At 59.9% G+C, this 15,186-nt stretch carries 14 protein-coding genes; 9 read left to right on the top strand and 5 right to left on the bottom strand.

The window, feature by feature from the left end:
- The 8 genes from mreB to tldD all read left to right on the top strand — a co-directional run.
- Positions 1–864 (top strand): rod shape-determining protein MreB (gene mreB, locus ACIOWA_RS20625; RefSeq protein WP_401161630.1); only part of this gene is annotated, 864 nt, incomplete at its 5' end.
- 141 nt (positions 865–1,005) lie between these two features.
- Positions 1,006–2,112, top strand: a complete 1,107-nt coding sequence (mreC, locus tag ACIOWA_RS20620) for a rod shape-determining protein MreC (protein WP_339431776.1) — start codon at positions 1,006–1,008, stop codon at positions 2,110–2,112.
- Entirely contained in the window at positions 2,112–2,603 is a 492-nt protein-coding gene (mreD, locus tag ACIOWA_RS20615) for a rod shape-determining protein MreD (protein ID WP_339431742.1), read from the top strand. The genes mreC and mreD overlap by 1 nt, the downstream gene beginning before the upstream one ends.
- 37 nt (positions 2,604–2,640) lie before the next feature.
- Complete coding sequence (locus ACIOWA_RS20610) at positions 2,641–3,237, top strand: Maf family protein (protein ID WP_339431743.1); 597 nt, start codon at positions 2,641–2,643, stop codon at positions 3,235–3,237.
- 58 nt (positions 3,238–3,295) lie between these two features.
- A complete protein-coding gene (rng, locus tag ACIOWA_RS20605) occupies positions 3,296–4,753 on the top strand; it encodes a ribonuclease G (protein ID WP_339431744.1) in 1,458 nt (485 codons plus the stop codon).
- Positions 4,754–4,828: 75 nt separating this feature from the next.
- Positions 4,829–8,635 carry a YhdP family protein gene (locus tag ACIOWA_RS20600; protein WP_401161627.1) on the top strand — a complete coding sequence of 1,269 codons (3,807 nt, stop codon included), beginning with the start codon at positions 4,829–4,831 and terminating at the stop codon, positions 8,633–8,635.
- Positions 8,636–8,693: 58 nt separating this feature from the next.
- Positions 8,694–9,554 carry a carbon-nitrogen hydrolase family protein gene (locus ACIOWA_RS20595; RefSeq protein WP_401161625.1) on the top strand — a complete coding sequence of 287 codons (861 nt, stop codon included), beginning with the start codon at positions 8,694–8,696 and terminating at the stop codon, positions 9,552–9,554.
- Between the two features lie 4 nt (positions 9,555–9,558).
- The gene (gene tldD, locus ACIOWA_RS20590; protein WP_016771693.1) at positions 9,559–11,001 is read left to right on the top strand and encodes a metalloprotease TldD; all 1,443 of its coding nucleotides are present in this window, start codon (positions 9,559–9,561) and stop codon (positions 10,999–11,001) included.
- Between the two features lie 51 nt (positions 11,002–11,052).
- On the opposite strand, the gene yjgA is transcribed toward tldD, so the two are convergent.
- Complete coding sequence (gene yjgA, locus ACIOWA_RS20585; protein WP_221730042.1) at positions 11,053–11,577, bottom strand: ribosome biogenesis factor YjgA; 525 nt, start codon at positions 11,575–11,577, stop codon at positions 11,053–11,055.
- A 108-nt stretch (positions 11,578–11,685) separates the two neighbouring features.
- Here yjgA and pmbA point away from each other — a divergent pair, with 108 nt between their 5' ends.
- Positions 11,686–13,032: a metalloprotease PmbA gene (gene pmbA, locus ACIOWA_RS20580; RefSeq protein WP_401161623.1), complete on the top strand. Its 1,347-nt coding sequence runs from the start codon at positions 11,686–11,688 to the stop codon at positions 13,030–13,032.
- 106 nt (positions 13,033–13,138) lie between these two features.
- Here the strand turns inward: pmbA and ACIOWA_RS20575 are convergent, their stop codons facing one another.
- From ACIOWA_RS20575 to hpf, 4 genes are read right to left on the bottom strand one after another with little or no spacing between them, the layout of a single operon-like run.
- The gene (locus ACIOWA_RS20575) at positions 13,139–13,414 is read right to left on the bottom strand and encodes an HPr family phosphocarrier protein (RefSeq protein WP_339431748.1); all 276 of its coding nucleotides are present in this window, start codon (positions 13,412–13,414) and stop codon (positions 13,139–13,141) included.
- Positions 13,415–13,429: 15 nt separating this feature from the next.
- The gene (gene rapZ, locus ACIOWA_RS20570) at positions 13,430–14,287 is read right to left on the bottom strand and encodes an RNase adapter RapZ (RefSeq protein ID WP_221730039.1); all 858 of its coding nucleotides are present in this window, start codon (positions 14,285–14,287) and stop codon (positions 13,430–13,432) included.
- A 2-nt stretch (positions 14,288–14,289) separates the two neighbouring features.
- A complete protein-coding gene (gene ptsN / locus ACIOWA_RS20565; protein WP_339431749.1) occupies positions 14,290–14,754 on the bottom strand; it encodes a PTS IIA-like nitrogen regulatory protein PtsN in 465 nt (154 codons plus the stop codon).
- A gap of 11 nt (positions 14,755–14,765) precedes the next feature.
- Positions 14,766–15,074: a ribosome hibernation-promoting factor, HPF/YfiA family gene (hpf, locus tag ACIOWA_RS20560; RefSeq protein ID WP_187676780.1), complete on the bottom strand. Its 309-nt coding sequence runs from the start codon at positions 15,072–15,074 to the stop codon at positions 14,766–14,768.
- Positions 15,075–15,186: the final 112 nt, after the last annotated feature.

Below are 15,186 nucleotides of genomic sequence, written 5' to 3'. Positions count from 1 at the left end.
CGCAAGCACTGCCCTAAACCGGGCAACATATCTGCCATTCGTCCGATGAAGTACGGCGTAATTGCCGACTTCAGCGTCTGCGAAAAGATGCTGCAATACTTTATCAACAAGGTTCACGAAAACAGCTTTCTGCAGCCTAGTCCTCGTGTACTGATCTGCGTTCCATGCAAATCCACCCAGGTTGAGCGTCGCGCCATCCGTGAGTCGGCCCTTGGCGCCGGTGCCCGTGAAGTGTTCCTGATCGAAGAGCCAATGGCTGCTGCGATCGGTGCCGGCCTGCCGGTAGAAGAGGCTCGCGGCTCGATGGTCGTGGATATCGGTGGTGGTACCACTGAAATCGCACTGATCTCTCTGAACGGCGTGGTCTATGCCGAATCCGTGCGCGTTGGCGGCGACCGCTTCGACGAAGCGATCATCACCTACGTGCGCCGTAACTACGGCAGCCTGATCGGTGAATCCACCGCTGAGCGCATCAAGCAGGAAATCGGTACGGCCTACCCGGGTGGCGAAATTCGCGAAGTCGATGTTCGCGGTCGCAACCTGGCCGAAGGCGTTCCACGCGCATTCACCCTGAACTCCAATGAAGTGCTGGAAGCTCTGCAAGAGTCCCTGGCAACCATCGTTCAGGCCGTGAAAAGCGCGCTGGAGCAATCGCCGCCGGAACTGGCTTCCGACATCGCCGAGCGCGGCCTGGTGCTGACCGGTGGTGGCGCGCTGCTGCGTGACCTCGACAAGTTGCTGGCTCAGGAAACCGGTCTGCCGGTGATCGTTGCCGAAGATCCGCTGACCTGTGTTGCTCGCGGCGGTGGCCGTGCATTGGAAATGATGGATAAGCACACCATGGATCTGCTCTCCAGCGAATAAGTCGCCGATTGCAATACGTGGGTGAGCGCGCAGGCAGCACTTTGCAGTGCTGCCTGTTGGCGTTTATCTTCTGTCAGTCTTCATCCAGGCCGGTTTGATGCCGTATGAATAAACAGAACATTTGCCTGGGAGGAGCGGCTTATTAAACCGCTTTTCGCCAAGGGCCCTTCGTTGGGCGTTCGCCTGCTGGTGCTGGCCGTGCTCTCGGTCGCACTGATGGTGGTCGATGCGCGTTTCAGTCTGCTCAAGCCTGCACGCAGCCAGATGTCGCTGGTGCTGATGGACGCTTACTGGATCACTGACCTGCCCGGTCGCTTGTGGGAAGGTGTCGCCAGCCAGTTCGGCAGCCGCACCGAGCTTGTCGCCGAAAACGAAAAACTCAAAACCGAAAACCTGCTGCTGCAGGGGCGCATGCAAAAGCTAGCGGCCCTCACCGAGCAGAACGTTCGGCTGCGCGAGTTGCTCAATTCCTCCGCGCTGGTCAACGAAAAGGTCGAAGTGGCCGAGTTGATCGGCATGGACCCCAATCCCTTCACCCATCGCATCATCATCAATAAAGGTGAGCGCGACGGTGTGGTCCTCGGTCAGCCGGTGCTCGATGCGCGTGGTCTGATGGGGCAGGTGGTCGAGTTGATGCCTTACACCTCCCGTGTATTGCTGTTGACCGACACCACTCACAGCATTCCCGTGCAGGTAAACCGTAACGGTCTGCGGGCGATTGCCAGCGGCACCGGCAACCCGGAACGCCTGGAACTGCGTCATGTGGCGGATACCGCCGACATCAAGGAAGGCGATCTGCTGGTCAGTTCCGGTCTCGGCCAGCGCTTCCCGGCGGGCTATCCGGTCGCAACCGTGAAAGAAGTGATTCACGATTCCGGCCAGCCGTTTGCCATCGTCCGTGCGGTGCCGACGGCAGCGCTCAATCGTAGCCGCTACATGCTGCTGGTATTCAGCGACAATCGCACCGCCGAAGAGCGCGCCAACGATGCAGCGCAAGCGCAGGAGGATCTGGATGCGCAGGGCGGTGGCCCAATGATGCCGGCGACTGTGCCGAAAACCGCACCCGCAGCGGCTGCAACGCCTGCCGCCACACCTGCAACGCCCGCCGCCGCTGCCGGTGCTACCCCCGTGAAACCACCTGCGAACAAACCGCCCGCCGCTGCAAAACCACCTGCGAACCAGCCTGCTGCCCGGCCAGCGGCCAAACCGCCTGTCGCCGCGCCGGCCACCACCGGGAGACAAGAGTAATGGTCGGGGCTACCGCATCGCGAAACGGCTGGATCGTCTGGCTGACATTTCTCATCGGCATGCTGCTCAGCGTGTCGCCGCTACCGCAATTCATGGAAATTCTTCGCCCGCTTTGGCTGGCCTTGCTCCTGACATTCTGGGCGCTGTACATGCCGCATATGGTCGGCATGGTCACCGCGTTCTGTCTGGGGCTGGCTGAAGACGTGCTCTACGGCACGTTGCTTGGGCAAAACGCGCTCATCCTCACGTTGATCACTTTCCTGGTGTTGTCATTGCAACAGCGCCTGCGAATGTTCCCGATGTGGCAGCAGTGTCTGGTTATCCTGGTGATTTTCGGCCTCGCGCAACTCGTCCAGTTGTGGCTCAGCGCTTTGACTGGCAACCGCCAGCCGACCCTGGCGTTGCTGCTGCCGGCACTGGTCAGCGCCTTGCTTTGGCCTTGGATCAGCTTTGCTTTGCGTGGATTGAGCCGGCGCTACAAAATCAATTGATCCGGTGAAGCAAGGCACTGAACAGGGAGATGTTTTGATGAAGCCGCTTTACCTCGCCTCTGGATCGCCGCGTCGGCGTGAGTTGCTCACGCAGATCGGCGTTCCGTTCCACGCCATCAGCGCGGACATTGATGAAACCCCTCTCCCTGAAGAATCGCCTTCGGCATACGTTGAGCGCCTGGCACGCGGCAAGGCCGAGGCCGGGCGTCGTACGCTCGCGTCCGACCTGGCATGCTGTGTCCTGGGGGCCGACACCGCCGTGGTGTTCAACGGCAAAATTCTCGGCAAACCGGTGGACGAAGCTGACGCATGCGCCATGCTGATGCTGTTGTCCGGCAAGGAGCATGAAGTGCTGACCGCCATCGCGGTGCTTGAAGACCTGCATTGCGAGTCGCGGGTGGTGCGCAGTCTGGTGCGGTTCCGTCCGATCAGCGGTGAAGAGGCTGGCGCCTATTGGGCCAGCGGCGAACCCCGGGACAAGGCCGGAGGTTACGGCATTCAGGGGCTCGGTGCGGTGTTTGTCGCGGGGCTCAATGGCAGCTATTCGGCGGTGGTCGGGTTGCCTGTTTGCGAAACCGCAGAACTGTTGGGCCATTTCGGCATACCCTGTTGGCAAAACCTGAACGCGCAATGAGCGTCGTATGAATCCAGATGCGGCCATTATCGTGAACATGCCTGAACGAGATCCTGCCATGAGTGAAGAGATTCTGATCAACATCACGCCGATGGAGTCGCGCGTGGCGGTGGTCGAAAACGGTGTGCTGCAAGAAGTCCATGTCGAGCGCACGCAAAAACGCGGGATCGTCGGCAATATCTATAAAGGCAAGATTGTCCGGGTGCTGCCGGGTATGCAGGCTGCGTTCGTTGACATCGGCCTGGATCGTGCAGCGTTCATTCACGCAGCCGAAATCTCCGTGCGTGAAGGCCCGGCGGTGGAGAGCATCAGCGCGCTTGTGCACGAAGGCCAGAGTCTGGTTGTACAAGTCACCAAGGACCCGATCGGCTCCAAAGGCGCGCGTCTGACCACGCAACTGTCGATTCCGTCGCGCTATCTGGTGTACATGCCGCGCACCGCTCACGTCGGTATTTCCCTGAAAATCGAAGAGGAGGCCGAGCGCGAGCGGCTCAAGCAGGTGGTCAGCGACTGCGTGGCCAAAGAAGGCATCAAAGAGGCCGGCGGCTTCATTCTGCGTACCGCCGCCGAAGGTGCCGGCGCCGATGAAATCCTCATGGACATCCGCTACCTGCGACGCCTGTGGGATCAGATCAACGAACAGATCAAAACCATCGCAGCGCCAAGCGTGATCTACGAAGACCTCGGTCTGGCCCTGCGCACGTTGCGTGATCTGGTTAACCCGAAGATCGAGAAAATCCGCATTGATTCTCGGGAAACCTTCCAGAAAACCACGCAGTTCGTCGCCGAACTCATGCCGGAAATCGCCGATCGTCTGGAGCACTATCCGGGCGAGCGCCCGATTTTCGACCTGTACGGTGTCGAAGACGAAATCCAGAAAGCCCTTGAACGCAAGGTTCCGCTCAAGTCCGGCGGTTATCTGGTAGTCGATCCGGCCGAGGCCATGACCACCATCGACGTCAACACGGGCGCGTTCGTCGGCCATCGCAATCTCGAAGAAACCATCTTCAAGACCAATCTCGAGGCGGCCACCGCGATTGCCCGGCAGATGCGCCTGCGCAATATGGGCGGGATCATCATCATTGACTTCATCGACATGGAAGATGAAGAGCACCAGCGCCAGGTATTGCGCACGCTGGAGAAGCAACTGGAGCGTGATCACGCCAAGACCAACATCATCGGCATCACCGAGTTGGGCCTGGTGCAGATGACTCGCAAGCGCACCCGCGAAAGTCTTGAGCAAGTACTGTGCGAACCGTGCAGCAGTTGTCAGGGGCGCGGCAAGTTAAAGACGCCTGAGACCATCTGTTACGAGATTTTCCGCGAGATCCTTCGTGAAGCCCGGGCCTATCAGGCCGAGGGTTATCGCGTGTTGGCGAACCAGAAAGTGGTGGATCGTTTGCTTGATGAAGAATCAGGAAACGTCGCCGAGCTTGAAGGGTTTATCGGCCGCACCATACGCTTCCAGGTGGAAACCATGTATTCCCAGGAACAATACGACGTGGTGCTGCTCTGAATTCCTGCATCACCCTTTTTCAACAGCGGCTGGCCTCAGCTTTTCGCAGTTTTTTTGCCATGGGAGCCAACTGACATGGACCGTCTGACACGTATTCTGGCCGCACTCACCCGATGGGGGCTGAGCCTGTGCGCGTTGGTTCTGGTGTTGATGGCGTTGTATGTCAGCCTTGGCCGCGAACTGACGCCGCTGGTGGCCGAATACCGCGCCGAGATCGAAGACAAAGCCAGCACCGCCCTCGGTATGCCACTTCAGATCGGTGAACTGGAGGGTAACTGGAAGGGATTTGCGCCGATCCTGCTGGCCCATGATGTGATGGTCGGTGACGGCGCCAATGCCTTGCGCCTCGATCGGGTGCGGGTGGTGCCGGATCTTTGGGCCAGTCTGCTGGCTCGTGAAGTGCGTATTGCCCATCTGGAACTCAATGGTCTGAAAATCAGCCTCAAGGAAGCGCAGGACGGCAGTTGGGCGCTGGAAGGCTTGCCGGTGCAAAAGGATCAGCCACTGGATGCGGAGCAACTGTTCAATCGCTCGCAAATGATTCGGCAGTTGTCTGTCCTCGATAGCCAAGTGACCCTGCAGCCACTGGATCACGCGCCGATGACCCTCACCTATGTTGGTCTCAATCTGAAAACCGGTGCCAGTCGTCAACGCCTCGACGCACGCTTGACCTTGCCTGATGGTCAACCGGTCGCGCTGAGCCTGCGCACGCGGATTCGCGCGGGCCAATGGCAGGACAGCGCCCTGGAAGGCTACGCCAGTCTGCCGCAAAGTGACTGGTCGAAGTGGCTGCCCGAGCGCCTGACCCGGCAATGGAATTTCTCCGAGATCAAGGCCGGCGGCGAGCTTTGGGTGAACTGGGCTGAAGGCACTTTGCAAAGTGCGGCGCTGCGTTTGAATGCCCCGCAACTCAATGGCGCTTACGCCGAGCGCAAGCCGATCCAGATCAACAATCTGGCGCTCAATGCCTACTACGAAAACAGCGCCGATGGCGCCACCGTCACTCTCGATTCGCTGGCGATGAACTTCGGTGAAACCCGCTGGGAATCTCGCGTGCAACTCCAGCAGACACGCGCTACCGACAAGGTCGACGAACGCTGGCATTTGCAGGCCGATCGTCTCGATCTGACACCGATCACGCCGCTCCTCAACGCATTGGGCCCGCTACCGCAGGAGGTTGCCACGGTGGTCGAGCGCCTGAAAGTGACCGGCGTGCTGCGCAACGTGCTGCTGGATTTCCGTCCGAATGCCACTGACGGTACAAAGTTCGGCTTCGCTGCCAACCTCGACAGCGTCGGTTTCGATGCCTATCACGGCGCGCCGGCGGCACGAAATGTCAGCGGTAGCCTGACGGGCAACCTCGACGGTGGCGAGTTGCGCATGGACAGCAAGGATTTCGTCCTGCACCTGGATCCGATTTTCGCCAAACCCTGGCAGTACATTCAGGCCAACGCCCGACTGACCTGGAAGCTCGACAAGGACGGTTTCACTTTGATCGCGCCGTACCTGAAGGTACTGGGCGAAGAAGGCAAGATTGCCGGCGACTTCCTGATCCGCCTGCATTTTGATCACAGCCAGGAAGACTACATGGACCTGCGGGTCGGTCTGGTCGATGGCGACGGTCGCTACACCGCCAAGTACTTGCCGCAAGTCCTCAGCCCGGCACTCGACGAATGGTTGCGCACGGCAATCCTCAAAGGCGCGGTGGATCAGGGCTTCTTCCAGTATCAAGGGTCTCTGAGCAAGAACGCCGGGGACGCCGACCGCAGCATCAGTCTGTTCTTCAAGGTGCATGACGCCGAACTGGCCTTCCAGCCCGGCTGGCCGCATGTGAGCAAGGTCAGTGGCGATGTGTTCATTGAGGACAGTGGTGTGCGAATTCTGGCCAGCGAGGGCCAATTGCTCGACACCCGGATCAGCGACGTTTTCGTCAATATTCCCCATGTGCCTGCCGGACAACATACGCATATGTTCCTTGATGGGGCATTTGCCGGCGGTTTGGGGGATGGACTGAAGATTCTTCAAGACGCACCGATTGGCACGGGTGAAACGTTCGGCGGCTGGGAAGGTGCGGGCGACCTGCAGGGCAAACTCAAACTGGACATCCCGCTGGACAAGGGCGGCGATCAGCCGAAAATCCTGGTCGACTTCACGACTGCCAATGCGCGGCTGAAACTGGCCGAGCCGAAGCTGGAACTGACTCAACTCAAGGGTGATTTCCGTTTCGACAGCGCCAAAGGCCTCAGTGGTCAGAACATTGCGGCGCGAGCGTTCGATAAACCGGTCACCGCGCAAATTTTTGCCGACGGTAGTCCTGGCAAGCTCAAAACCCGGGTCGCGGCATCGGGGCAGGTCGAGGTCAAGAAACTCACCGACTGGCTGGGTGTGACACAGCCGTTGCCAGTGTCCGGGACGATTCCCTATCAGTTGCAACTGAACCTGGACGGCGCCAACAGCCAGTTGATGGTCAGCTCCGGAATGAAAGGCGTCGCGGTCGATCTGCCGGCACCGTTCGGCATGGCGGCGGATGTCGGTCGTGACACGGAGTTGCGCATGACCCTGCAGGGGCAGGAGCGGCGTTACTGGGTCAATTACGGTCAACTGGCCAATTTCACCTTTGCCGCGCCGCCGACCCAATTCGCCGAGGGGCGCGGTGAACTGTTCCTCGGTGCAGGCCAAGCCGTGCTGCCGAGCGCCAAGGGCTTGCGAATTCGTGGTGTGCTGTCGGAACTTGATATCGCGCCGTGGCAGGATCTGCTCAACAAGTACGCCGGGCAGGACCCGGGTGGCAGTGCCAAGCAACTGCTCAGTAGCGCTGACTTCAAGGTCGGCAAGTTGACGGCGTTCGGTACCACGCTGGATCAGGCCTCGGTGCAGGTCGATCGTAAATCCGCGGCGTGGAACCTGGCGCTCGACAGTCAGCAGGTCAAAGGCTCTGCCAGCCTTGCCGACGCGAAAAACACGCCGATTGGGGTCAACCTTCAGTATGTGCGTTTGCCGGCACCGGATCCGAAGGAGCAGGCCGACGAGAACTCTCCTGATCCGCTGGCCTCGGTTGATCCTGCGAAAATCCCCGCGCTGGATATCACCATCAATCAACTGTTCCTGGGCCAGGACCTGGTCGGTGGCTGGTCGCTCAAGGTGCGACCGACCGGCAAAGGCATCGCCCTGAATAACCTCGACATGGGCCTCAAAGGCATCCTGTTGCAGGGCAATGGCGGTTGGGAGGGCGCGCCGGGTGCGACCAATAGCTGGTTCAAAGGCCGGATTAGCGGCAAGAACCTTGCCGATGTCCTCAAGGGTTGGGGCTTTGCGCCGAGTGTGACCAGTGAAGAATTCCATATGGATGTCGATGGCCGCTGGCCGGGCTCGCCCGCGTGGCTGGCGACCAAGCGTTTTTCCGGCACTCTGGATGCGTCGCTGAACAAGGGCCAGTTTGTCGAAGTGGAGGGCGGAACACAGGCATTGCGGGTGTTTGGTTTGCTCAACTTCAACGCTATCGGCCGTCGTTTGCGTCTGGATTTCTCCGACTTGTTCGGCAAAGGCTTGAGCTACGACCGCGTCAAAGGATTACTGGTGGCGAACAACGGTGTGTATGTGACCCGCGAACCAATTCGTTTGACCGGGCCTTCGAGTACCTTCGAACTGGACGGTACGCTGGATCTGGTCGCCGATCAGGTTGATGCCAGGTTGTTGGTGACCTTGCCGGTGACCAACAACCTGCCGATTGCCGCACTCATCGTTGGCGCACCGGCGATCGGTGGTGCGCTGTTCCTGATCGACAAGCTGATCGGTGATCGTGTGGCGCGCTTCGCCAGCGTGAAATACACCGTCAAAGGGCCATGGAAAGACCCGAAAATCACGTTCGACAAGCCTTTTTGAACAGCCAGCCCCTGAACCGATGGAGTAGCATGGCCGCTTACCTCTTGCGGAGTTCGCCATGTCTTTAGCGGTCATTCAAATGGTCAGCCAGAGTGACGTGCAGGCCAATCTGGCCCAGGCCCGCCGCCTGCTCGAACAGGCGGCGGCCGGTGGCGCGAGGCTGGCCGTGTTGCCGGAAAACTTCGCCGCCATGGGCCGTCGCGACATCGCCGACATCGGTCGAGCCGAAGCATTGGGCGAAGGGCCTATCCTGCCGTGGTTGAAACAGACCGCCCGTGACCTCAGGTTATGGATAGTGGCCGGTACGTTGCCGTTGCCGCCATTGGATCAGCCGGAGGCCAAGTCACATGCCTGCTCGCTGCTGGTCAATGATCAGGGCGAAATCGTTGCACGGTATGACAAGTTGCATCTGTTCGATGTCGATGTAGCGGACAATCGCGGCCGTTACCGCGAATCCGATGACTATGCTTATGGCAGTAGCGTGGTGGTGGCGGACACGCCGGTCGGCCGAGTCGGTCTGACAGTGTGTTACGACCTGCGCTTCCCGGAGTTGTACAGCGAATTGCGCGCGGCCGGTGCCGAGTTGATTACCGCACCGTCAGCCTTCACCGCGGTGACCGGTGCGGCGCATTGGGATGTGCTGATTCGCGCGCGGGCCATCGAGACTCAATGTTATGTGCTGGCGGCAGCGCAGGGCGGGATACATCCGGGGCCGCGGGAAACCTTCGGTCACGCGGCGATCATCGACCCGTGGGGCCGCGTGCTGGCGCATCAGGATCAAGGCGAAGCGGTGTTGTTGGCCGAACGCGATAGCGATGAACAAGCGTCCATCAGGGCGCGGATGCCGGTGACGAGTCATCGGCGGTTTTTCTCGCAGGGCGCACAGCGGCCTGCCTCAGAACACGAATTTAAGGCGTAAACCTATGAGCGAGTTGTTGTCCTCAGTCAGTGATCACCTGTTGGCGCCCGGCGGCGTGACGATCGAAAGCCTGCAAGGCGTGCTTGGCGATCTGGCCGGCCCGGGCATCGATGCCGCCGACCTGTATTTCCAGGGTCAGATCTCCGAGTCTTGGGCGCTGGAAGATGGCATCGTCAAGGAAGGCAGCTTCAACCTTGATCAGGGTGTGGGTGTGCGGGCGCAGTCCGGTGAGAAAACCGGTTTCGCCTACAGCAACGCGATCACCCTTGAAGCCCTCGGCGCTGCGGCGCGAGCGGCTCGTTCGATCTCCCGCGCCGGGCAGAACGGCACGGTGCAGGCATTTACCAGCCAAGACGTTGCGCAACTGTATGCGCCGGACAATCCGCTGGAAGTGCTGAGCCGTGCCGAGAAGGTCGAGCTGCTCAAGCGCATCGACGTGGCTACCCGCGCACTCGATCCGCGTATCCAGCAAGTCAGCGTGAGCATGGCCGGGGTCTGGGAGCGGATTCTGGTGGCTTCCACTGATGGCGGTCTGGCGGCGGATGTGCGACCGCTGGTGCGCTTCAACGTCAGTGTGATCGTTGAGCAAAACGGCCGTCGCGAGCGTGGCGGGCATGGCGGCGGCGGGCGTACCGACTACCGTTATTTCCTCGCCGAAGACCGCGCCATGGGCTATGCCCGTGAAGCGCTGCGTCAGGCGCTGGTGAACCTCGAAGCGATTCCGGCGCCGGCCGGCACTTTGCCGGTGGTGCTGGGTTCGGGCTGGTCCGGCGTGCTGCTGCACGAAGCGGTCGGCCACGGTCTGGAAGGCGACTTCAACCGCAAAGGCAGTTCCGCCTATAGCGGCCGCATGGGTGAAATGGTTGCTTCAAAGCTCTGCACCATTGTCGATGACGGTACCTTGAGCGGCCGTCGCGGCTCGCTGAGCGTCGACGATGAAGGCACGCCGACCGAGTGCACCACGCTGATCGAAAACGGCGTACTCAAGGGTTACATGCAGGACAAGCTCAATGCACGCCTGATGGGCGTGGCCCGCACCGGTAACGGGCGTCGTGAGTCCTATGCACATCTGCCGATGCCTCGGATGACCAACACCTACATGCTGGGCGGCGAAAGCGACCCGGCAGAAATCATTGCTTCGGTGAAGAAAGGCATCTATTGCGCCAACCTCGGTGGCGGTCAGGTCGACATCACCAGTGGCAAGTTCGTGTTCTCCACCAGCGAGGCCTATCTGATCGAAGACGGCAAGATCACTGCGCCGGTCAAAGGCGCGACGTTGATCGGCAACGGCCCTGAGGCGATGAGCCGGGTGTCGATGGTCGGTAACGACCTGGCGCTGGACAGCGGTGTGGGGACGTGTGGCAAGGATGGACAGTCGGTGCCGGTGGGTGTTGGCCAGCCAACGCTGAAAATCGATGCGATCACCGTGGGTGGCACGGGCGCATAAGAAAAGATGGAGCTTTGGGTGGCGCGCAGGGCGACCACCCAGTGACGAATATCAACGCAGACCGCGTTGAGTCTCGTCCAGCTCACGGATGTATTTGAAGATTTTACGGCTGGAAGCAGGAGGTTTGTTTTGCGCAACCTCGTGCTGAGCCTGACGGATCAGGGAACGCAGTTGCTGGCGATCGGCGTCCGGGTAGTCGACGACGAATTTCTCCAGCACGGCATCGTCGCCCGCGATCAGGCGATCACGCCAGCGTTCGAGATTGTGGAAACGCTCGTTGTACTGACGAGTCGAGGCATCGAGTTGATCGAGCAGAGTCAGAATCGCGTCAGTGTCCTGATCGCGCATCAGTTTGCCGATGAACTGCAAATGCCGCTTACGCGCGATATTCGCGGTGTGCTTGGGCGCATCGGCCAAGGCCCGGCGCATGGCGTCGGTCAGCGGCAGTTTTGCGATCAAGTCAGGCTTGAGTGTTGTAAGGCGCTCGCCGAGGTCAACCAGAGCATGCAGCTCGCGTTTGACCTGAGATTTGCTTTTTTCTCCCGTATCGAGGGAGTCGTCGTAAGAATCAACCATGGTGGCAGTCCGCAAAGAAACGCCGCCATGATAACCAGTCGGGGGCCGCTTGTCCGGCCCGGTCGCTCGATGGCCCCCGCCGAAAGCAGAATTTGAGTGGAGATGAGCATGAGTGCAGTTCAAAGCGTCGGCCCGCAGGCATTGCCGGCACTGCAGGAACAAGTCGAGCAGATCATCGCCGAAGCCAAGCGTCAGGGCGCCAGTGCCTGTGAAGTGGCGGTGTCGCTGGAGCAGGGCCTTTCGACATCGGTCCGCCAGCGCGAAGTCGAAACTGTCGAGTTCAACCGCGATCAGGGCTTTGGCATCACGCTGTACGTCGGTCAGCGCAAGGGCTCTGCCAGCACGTCTGCCACGGGGCCTGAGGCGATTCGCGAAACCGTTGCCGCCGCACTCGCCATTGCCAGGCACACCTCCGAGGACGAAGCTTCGGGCCTCGCTGATGCTGCGCTGATGGCCAGGGATCAGCAGGATTTCGATCTGTTCCACGAATGGGATATCACGCCGGAGCAGGCCATCGAGAAGGCTTTGATCTGTGAGGCGGCGGCATTTGATGCTGATGCGCGGATCAAGAATGCCGATGGCACCACCCTCAGCACCCATCAAGGCTGCCGCGTTTACGGCAACAGCCATGGCTTCATTGGTGGCTACGCGTCGACGCGACACAGCCTGAGTTGCGTGATGATCGCCGAGGCCGACGGCCAGATGCAGCGCGATTACTGGTACGACGTGAACCGTCAGGGCACTTTGCTGGCGGATCCGGTAAGCATCGGCCAACGCGCTGCACAACGGGCGGCGAGCCGTCTGGGGGCGCGTCCGGTGCCGACTTGCGAGGTGCCGGTGCTGTTTTCTGCAGAACTGGCAGGCGGTTTGTTTGGCAGTTTCTTGTCGGCGGTATCCGGCGGCAGTCTGTATCGCAAATCGTCGTTCCTGGAAGGCACGCTGGGGCAGAAGCTGTTTCCGGAATGGCTGACCATCGACGAACGTCCGCATCTGATGCGTGCCATGGGCAGCGCCTGGTATGACGGTGACGGCCTGGCGACTTATGCCAAACCGTTTGTCGAAAAAGGTGAGTTGGTGTCGTATATCCTTGGGACCTATTCCGGTCGCAAGCTCGGTATGCCAAGTACGGCCAACGCTGGCGGCGTACACAACCTGTTTGTCACTCATGGCGATGAGGATCAGGCCGCACTGCTGCGGCGCATGGGGCGTGGGCTGTTGGTCACCGAGTTGATGGGCCATGGTTTGAATATGGTCACGGGTGACTATTCGCGCGGGGCGGCGGGATTCTGGGTCGAGAACGGCGAAATCCAGTTCGCGGTGCAGGAAGTGACTATCGCCGGCAACATGCGCGATATGTTCAAGCAGATCGTCGCGGTCGGTAACGATCTGGAGCTGCGCAGCAATATTCGCACAGGTTCCGTGTTGATCGAACGGATGACGGTGGCGGGCAGCTAAGCCCCGCCCGCGACACAAAAAAGGCGCGCCATCCGATTGGGTGGCGCGCCTTTTTTATGCCGGCCCCTGGCACTGCCGAGGCTGCGATTTTTTGATTGTTCGACGATCAGCCACCTTCGTCGAAGAAGTTGTTGATCAACGCCACCAACGCATCCAGCGCTTCTTGTTCCTGATGTCCTTCAGTACTCAAATAGATTTTTGTGCCCTTGCCGGCAGCCAGCATCATCATCGCCATGATGCTTTTGCCATCCACTACCGTTTCTGGTGTGCGGCCTACTCTGATCGTGCAATCCGGATACTGACCTGCAACCCCGACGAACTTGGCCGACGCCCGGGCGTGCAAGCCCAGTTTGTTGATGATTTCGATTTCCAGAGCAGGCATCGCGGTGTGAATCCTTTAAGTGAGGTCGCGGTGGCGAACCTGGACGTTCTTCAGGGTTTTGTGCAGGGCCTGACCCAAGCGTTCGGTCAGGTAGACGGAGCGGTGATGCCCGCCGGTGCAGCCGATGGCAATGGTGACGTAGGCGCGATTGCTCGCGGCGAAACGCGGCAGCCATTTGTGCAGGTAGGCGTAAATGTCCTGGAACATTTCCTCGACTTCCGGCTGCGCCGCCAGGTATTCGGCCACCGGCGCATCGAGACCCGATTGCGCGCGCAGCTCTGGCTTCCAGTACGGGTTGGGCAGGCAGCGCACGTCGAACACCACGTCTGCATCGACCGGCATGCCGCGTTTGAAGCCGAATGACTCAACGAGAAATGCTGTTCCGGGTTCAGGCTGATTGAGCAGGCGCAACTTGATGGTGTCGCGCAACTGGTACAGGTTCAGGTGGGTGGTGTTGATCTTCAGGTCGGCCAGATCGGCGATTGGGCCGAGCAGGGCGGTTTCATCGCTGATCGCTTCGGCCAGTGAGCGGTTGGCGGTGCTCAGTGGATGACGCCGACGGGTTTCCGAAAAACGCTTGAGCAGGGTTTCTTCGTCGGCGTCCAGATAAAGCACATCGCACTGGATGTGGCGGCTGCGGACTTCTTCCAGCAACTCGGGGAAACGCGAGAGATGGCTCGGCAGGTTGCGCGCATCGATCGACACGGCCACCAGCGGTTGTGCCAATTCGGTGTGTATCAGTGCGCGTTCAGCCAGTTCTGGCAACAAGCCTGCCGGCAGGTTGTCGATGCAGTAGTAACCGCTGTCCTCAAGGACATTCAGTGCGGTGCTTTTGCCCGAGCCGGAGCGGCCACTGACGATGATCAAGCGCATGATTAATGCCTGTTCTGCTCTTCCAGTACCACTTGGTACAAGGCTTCACTGCCGGCAGCGCTGCGCAGTCTTTCGCGTACTTCCTTGCGGTCGAGCATGCTGGCGATTTGACGCAGTAACTCCAGGTGCGCATCGGTAGCGGCTTCTGGGACCAGCAGTACAAACAACAGATCAACGGGGGCGCCGTCGATCGCATCGAAATCGATAGGGGCGTCGAGGTGAAGCAGAGCGCTGACAGGCTCAATGCAACCCTTGAGGCGACAGTGAGGAATGGCGATGCCGTTGCCAAAACCGGTGGAACCGAGTTTTTCACGGGCAATCAGGGCCTCGAAGACATCTTGCATCTCCAGCGCCGGCACTTCGCGGGCGATCAGGTTGGCAATTTGTTCGAGGGCTTTCTTTTTACTGCCGCCCGGCACGTTCACAAGAGAACGGCCGGGGGTCAGGATATTTTCAAGTCGGATCATGGAGTGGGGGGTTATCGACCGGTAGCGCCCTGGAGCAGGCTCTGGGTCTTTTCCTTATGCTTTTTGAGTTGTTTATCCAGCTTGTCGGTCAGGGCGTCGATCGCGGCGTACATATCGGTATGTTCCGCGTTGGCGACCACTTCACTGCCGGGAATATGCAAGGTGGCTTCGATTTTCTGCTTGAGCTTTTCGACACACATCGTGACTTGTACGTTGGTGATCTTGTCGAAATGGCGCTCCAATCGTTCGAGTTTCTCGTTGATGTAGGTGCGCAGAGGTTCGGTCACTTCCAGTTGGTGTCCACTGATGTTGACTTGCATACAGCTTCTCCTTCGTTGCCAGTGCATAAAGCGGCAGGCTGGATAGCCTGCCACTGGAACGCTGTAACGTGGCTTACATCAACCGCTTGCGTTCGCTCGAAGGCGCGATCCC

Source organism: Pseudomonas sp. NPDC087614 (assembly GCF_044743485.1).
GTDB lineage: Bacteria > Pseudomonadota > Gammaproteobacteria > Pseudomonadales > Pseudomonadaceae > Aquipseudomonas > Aquipseudomonas baetica_A.
Note: the sequence above shows the minus strand (reverse complement) of the source record. Positions and strands in the feature narration are given on the sequence as shown.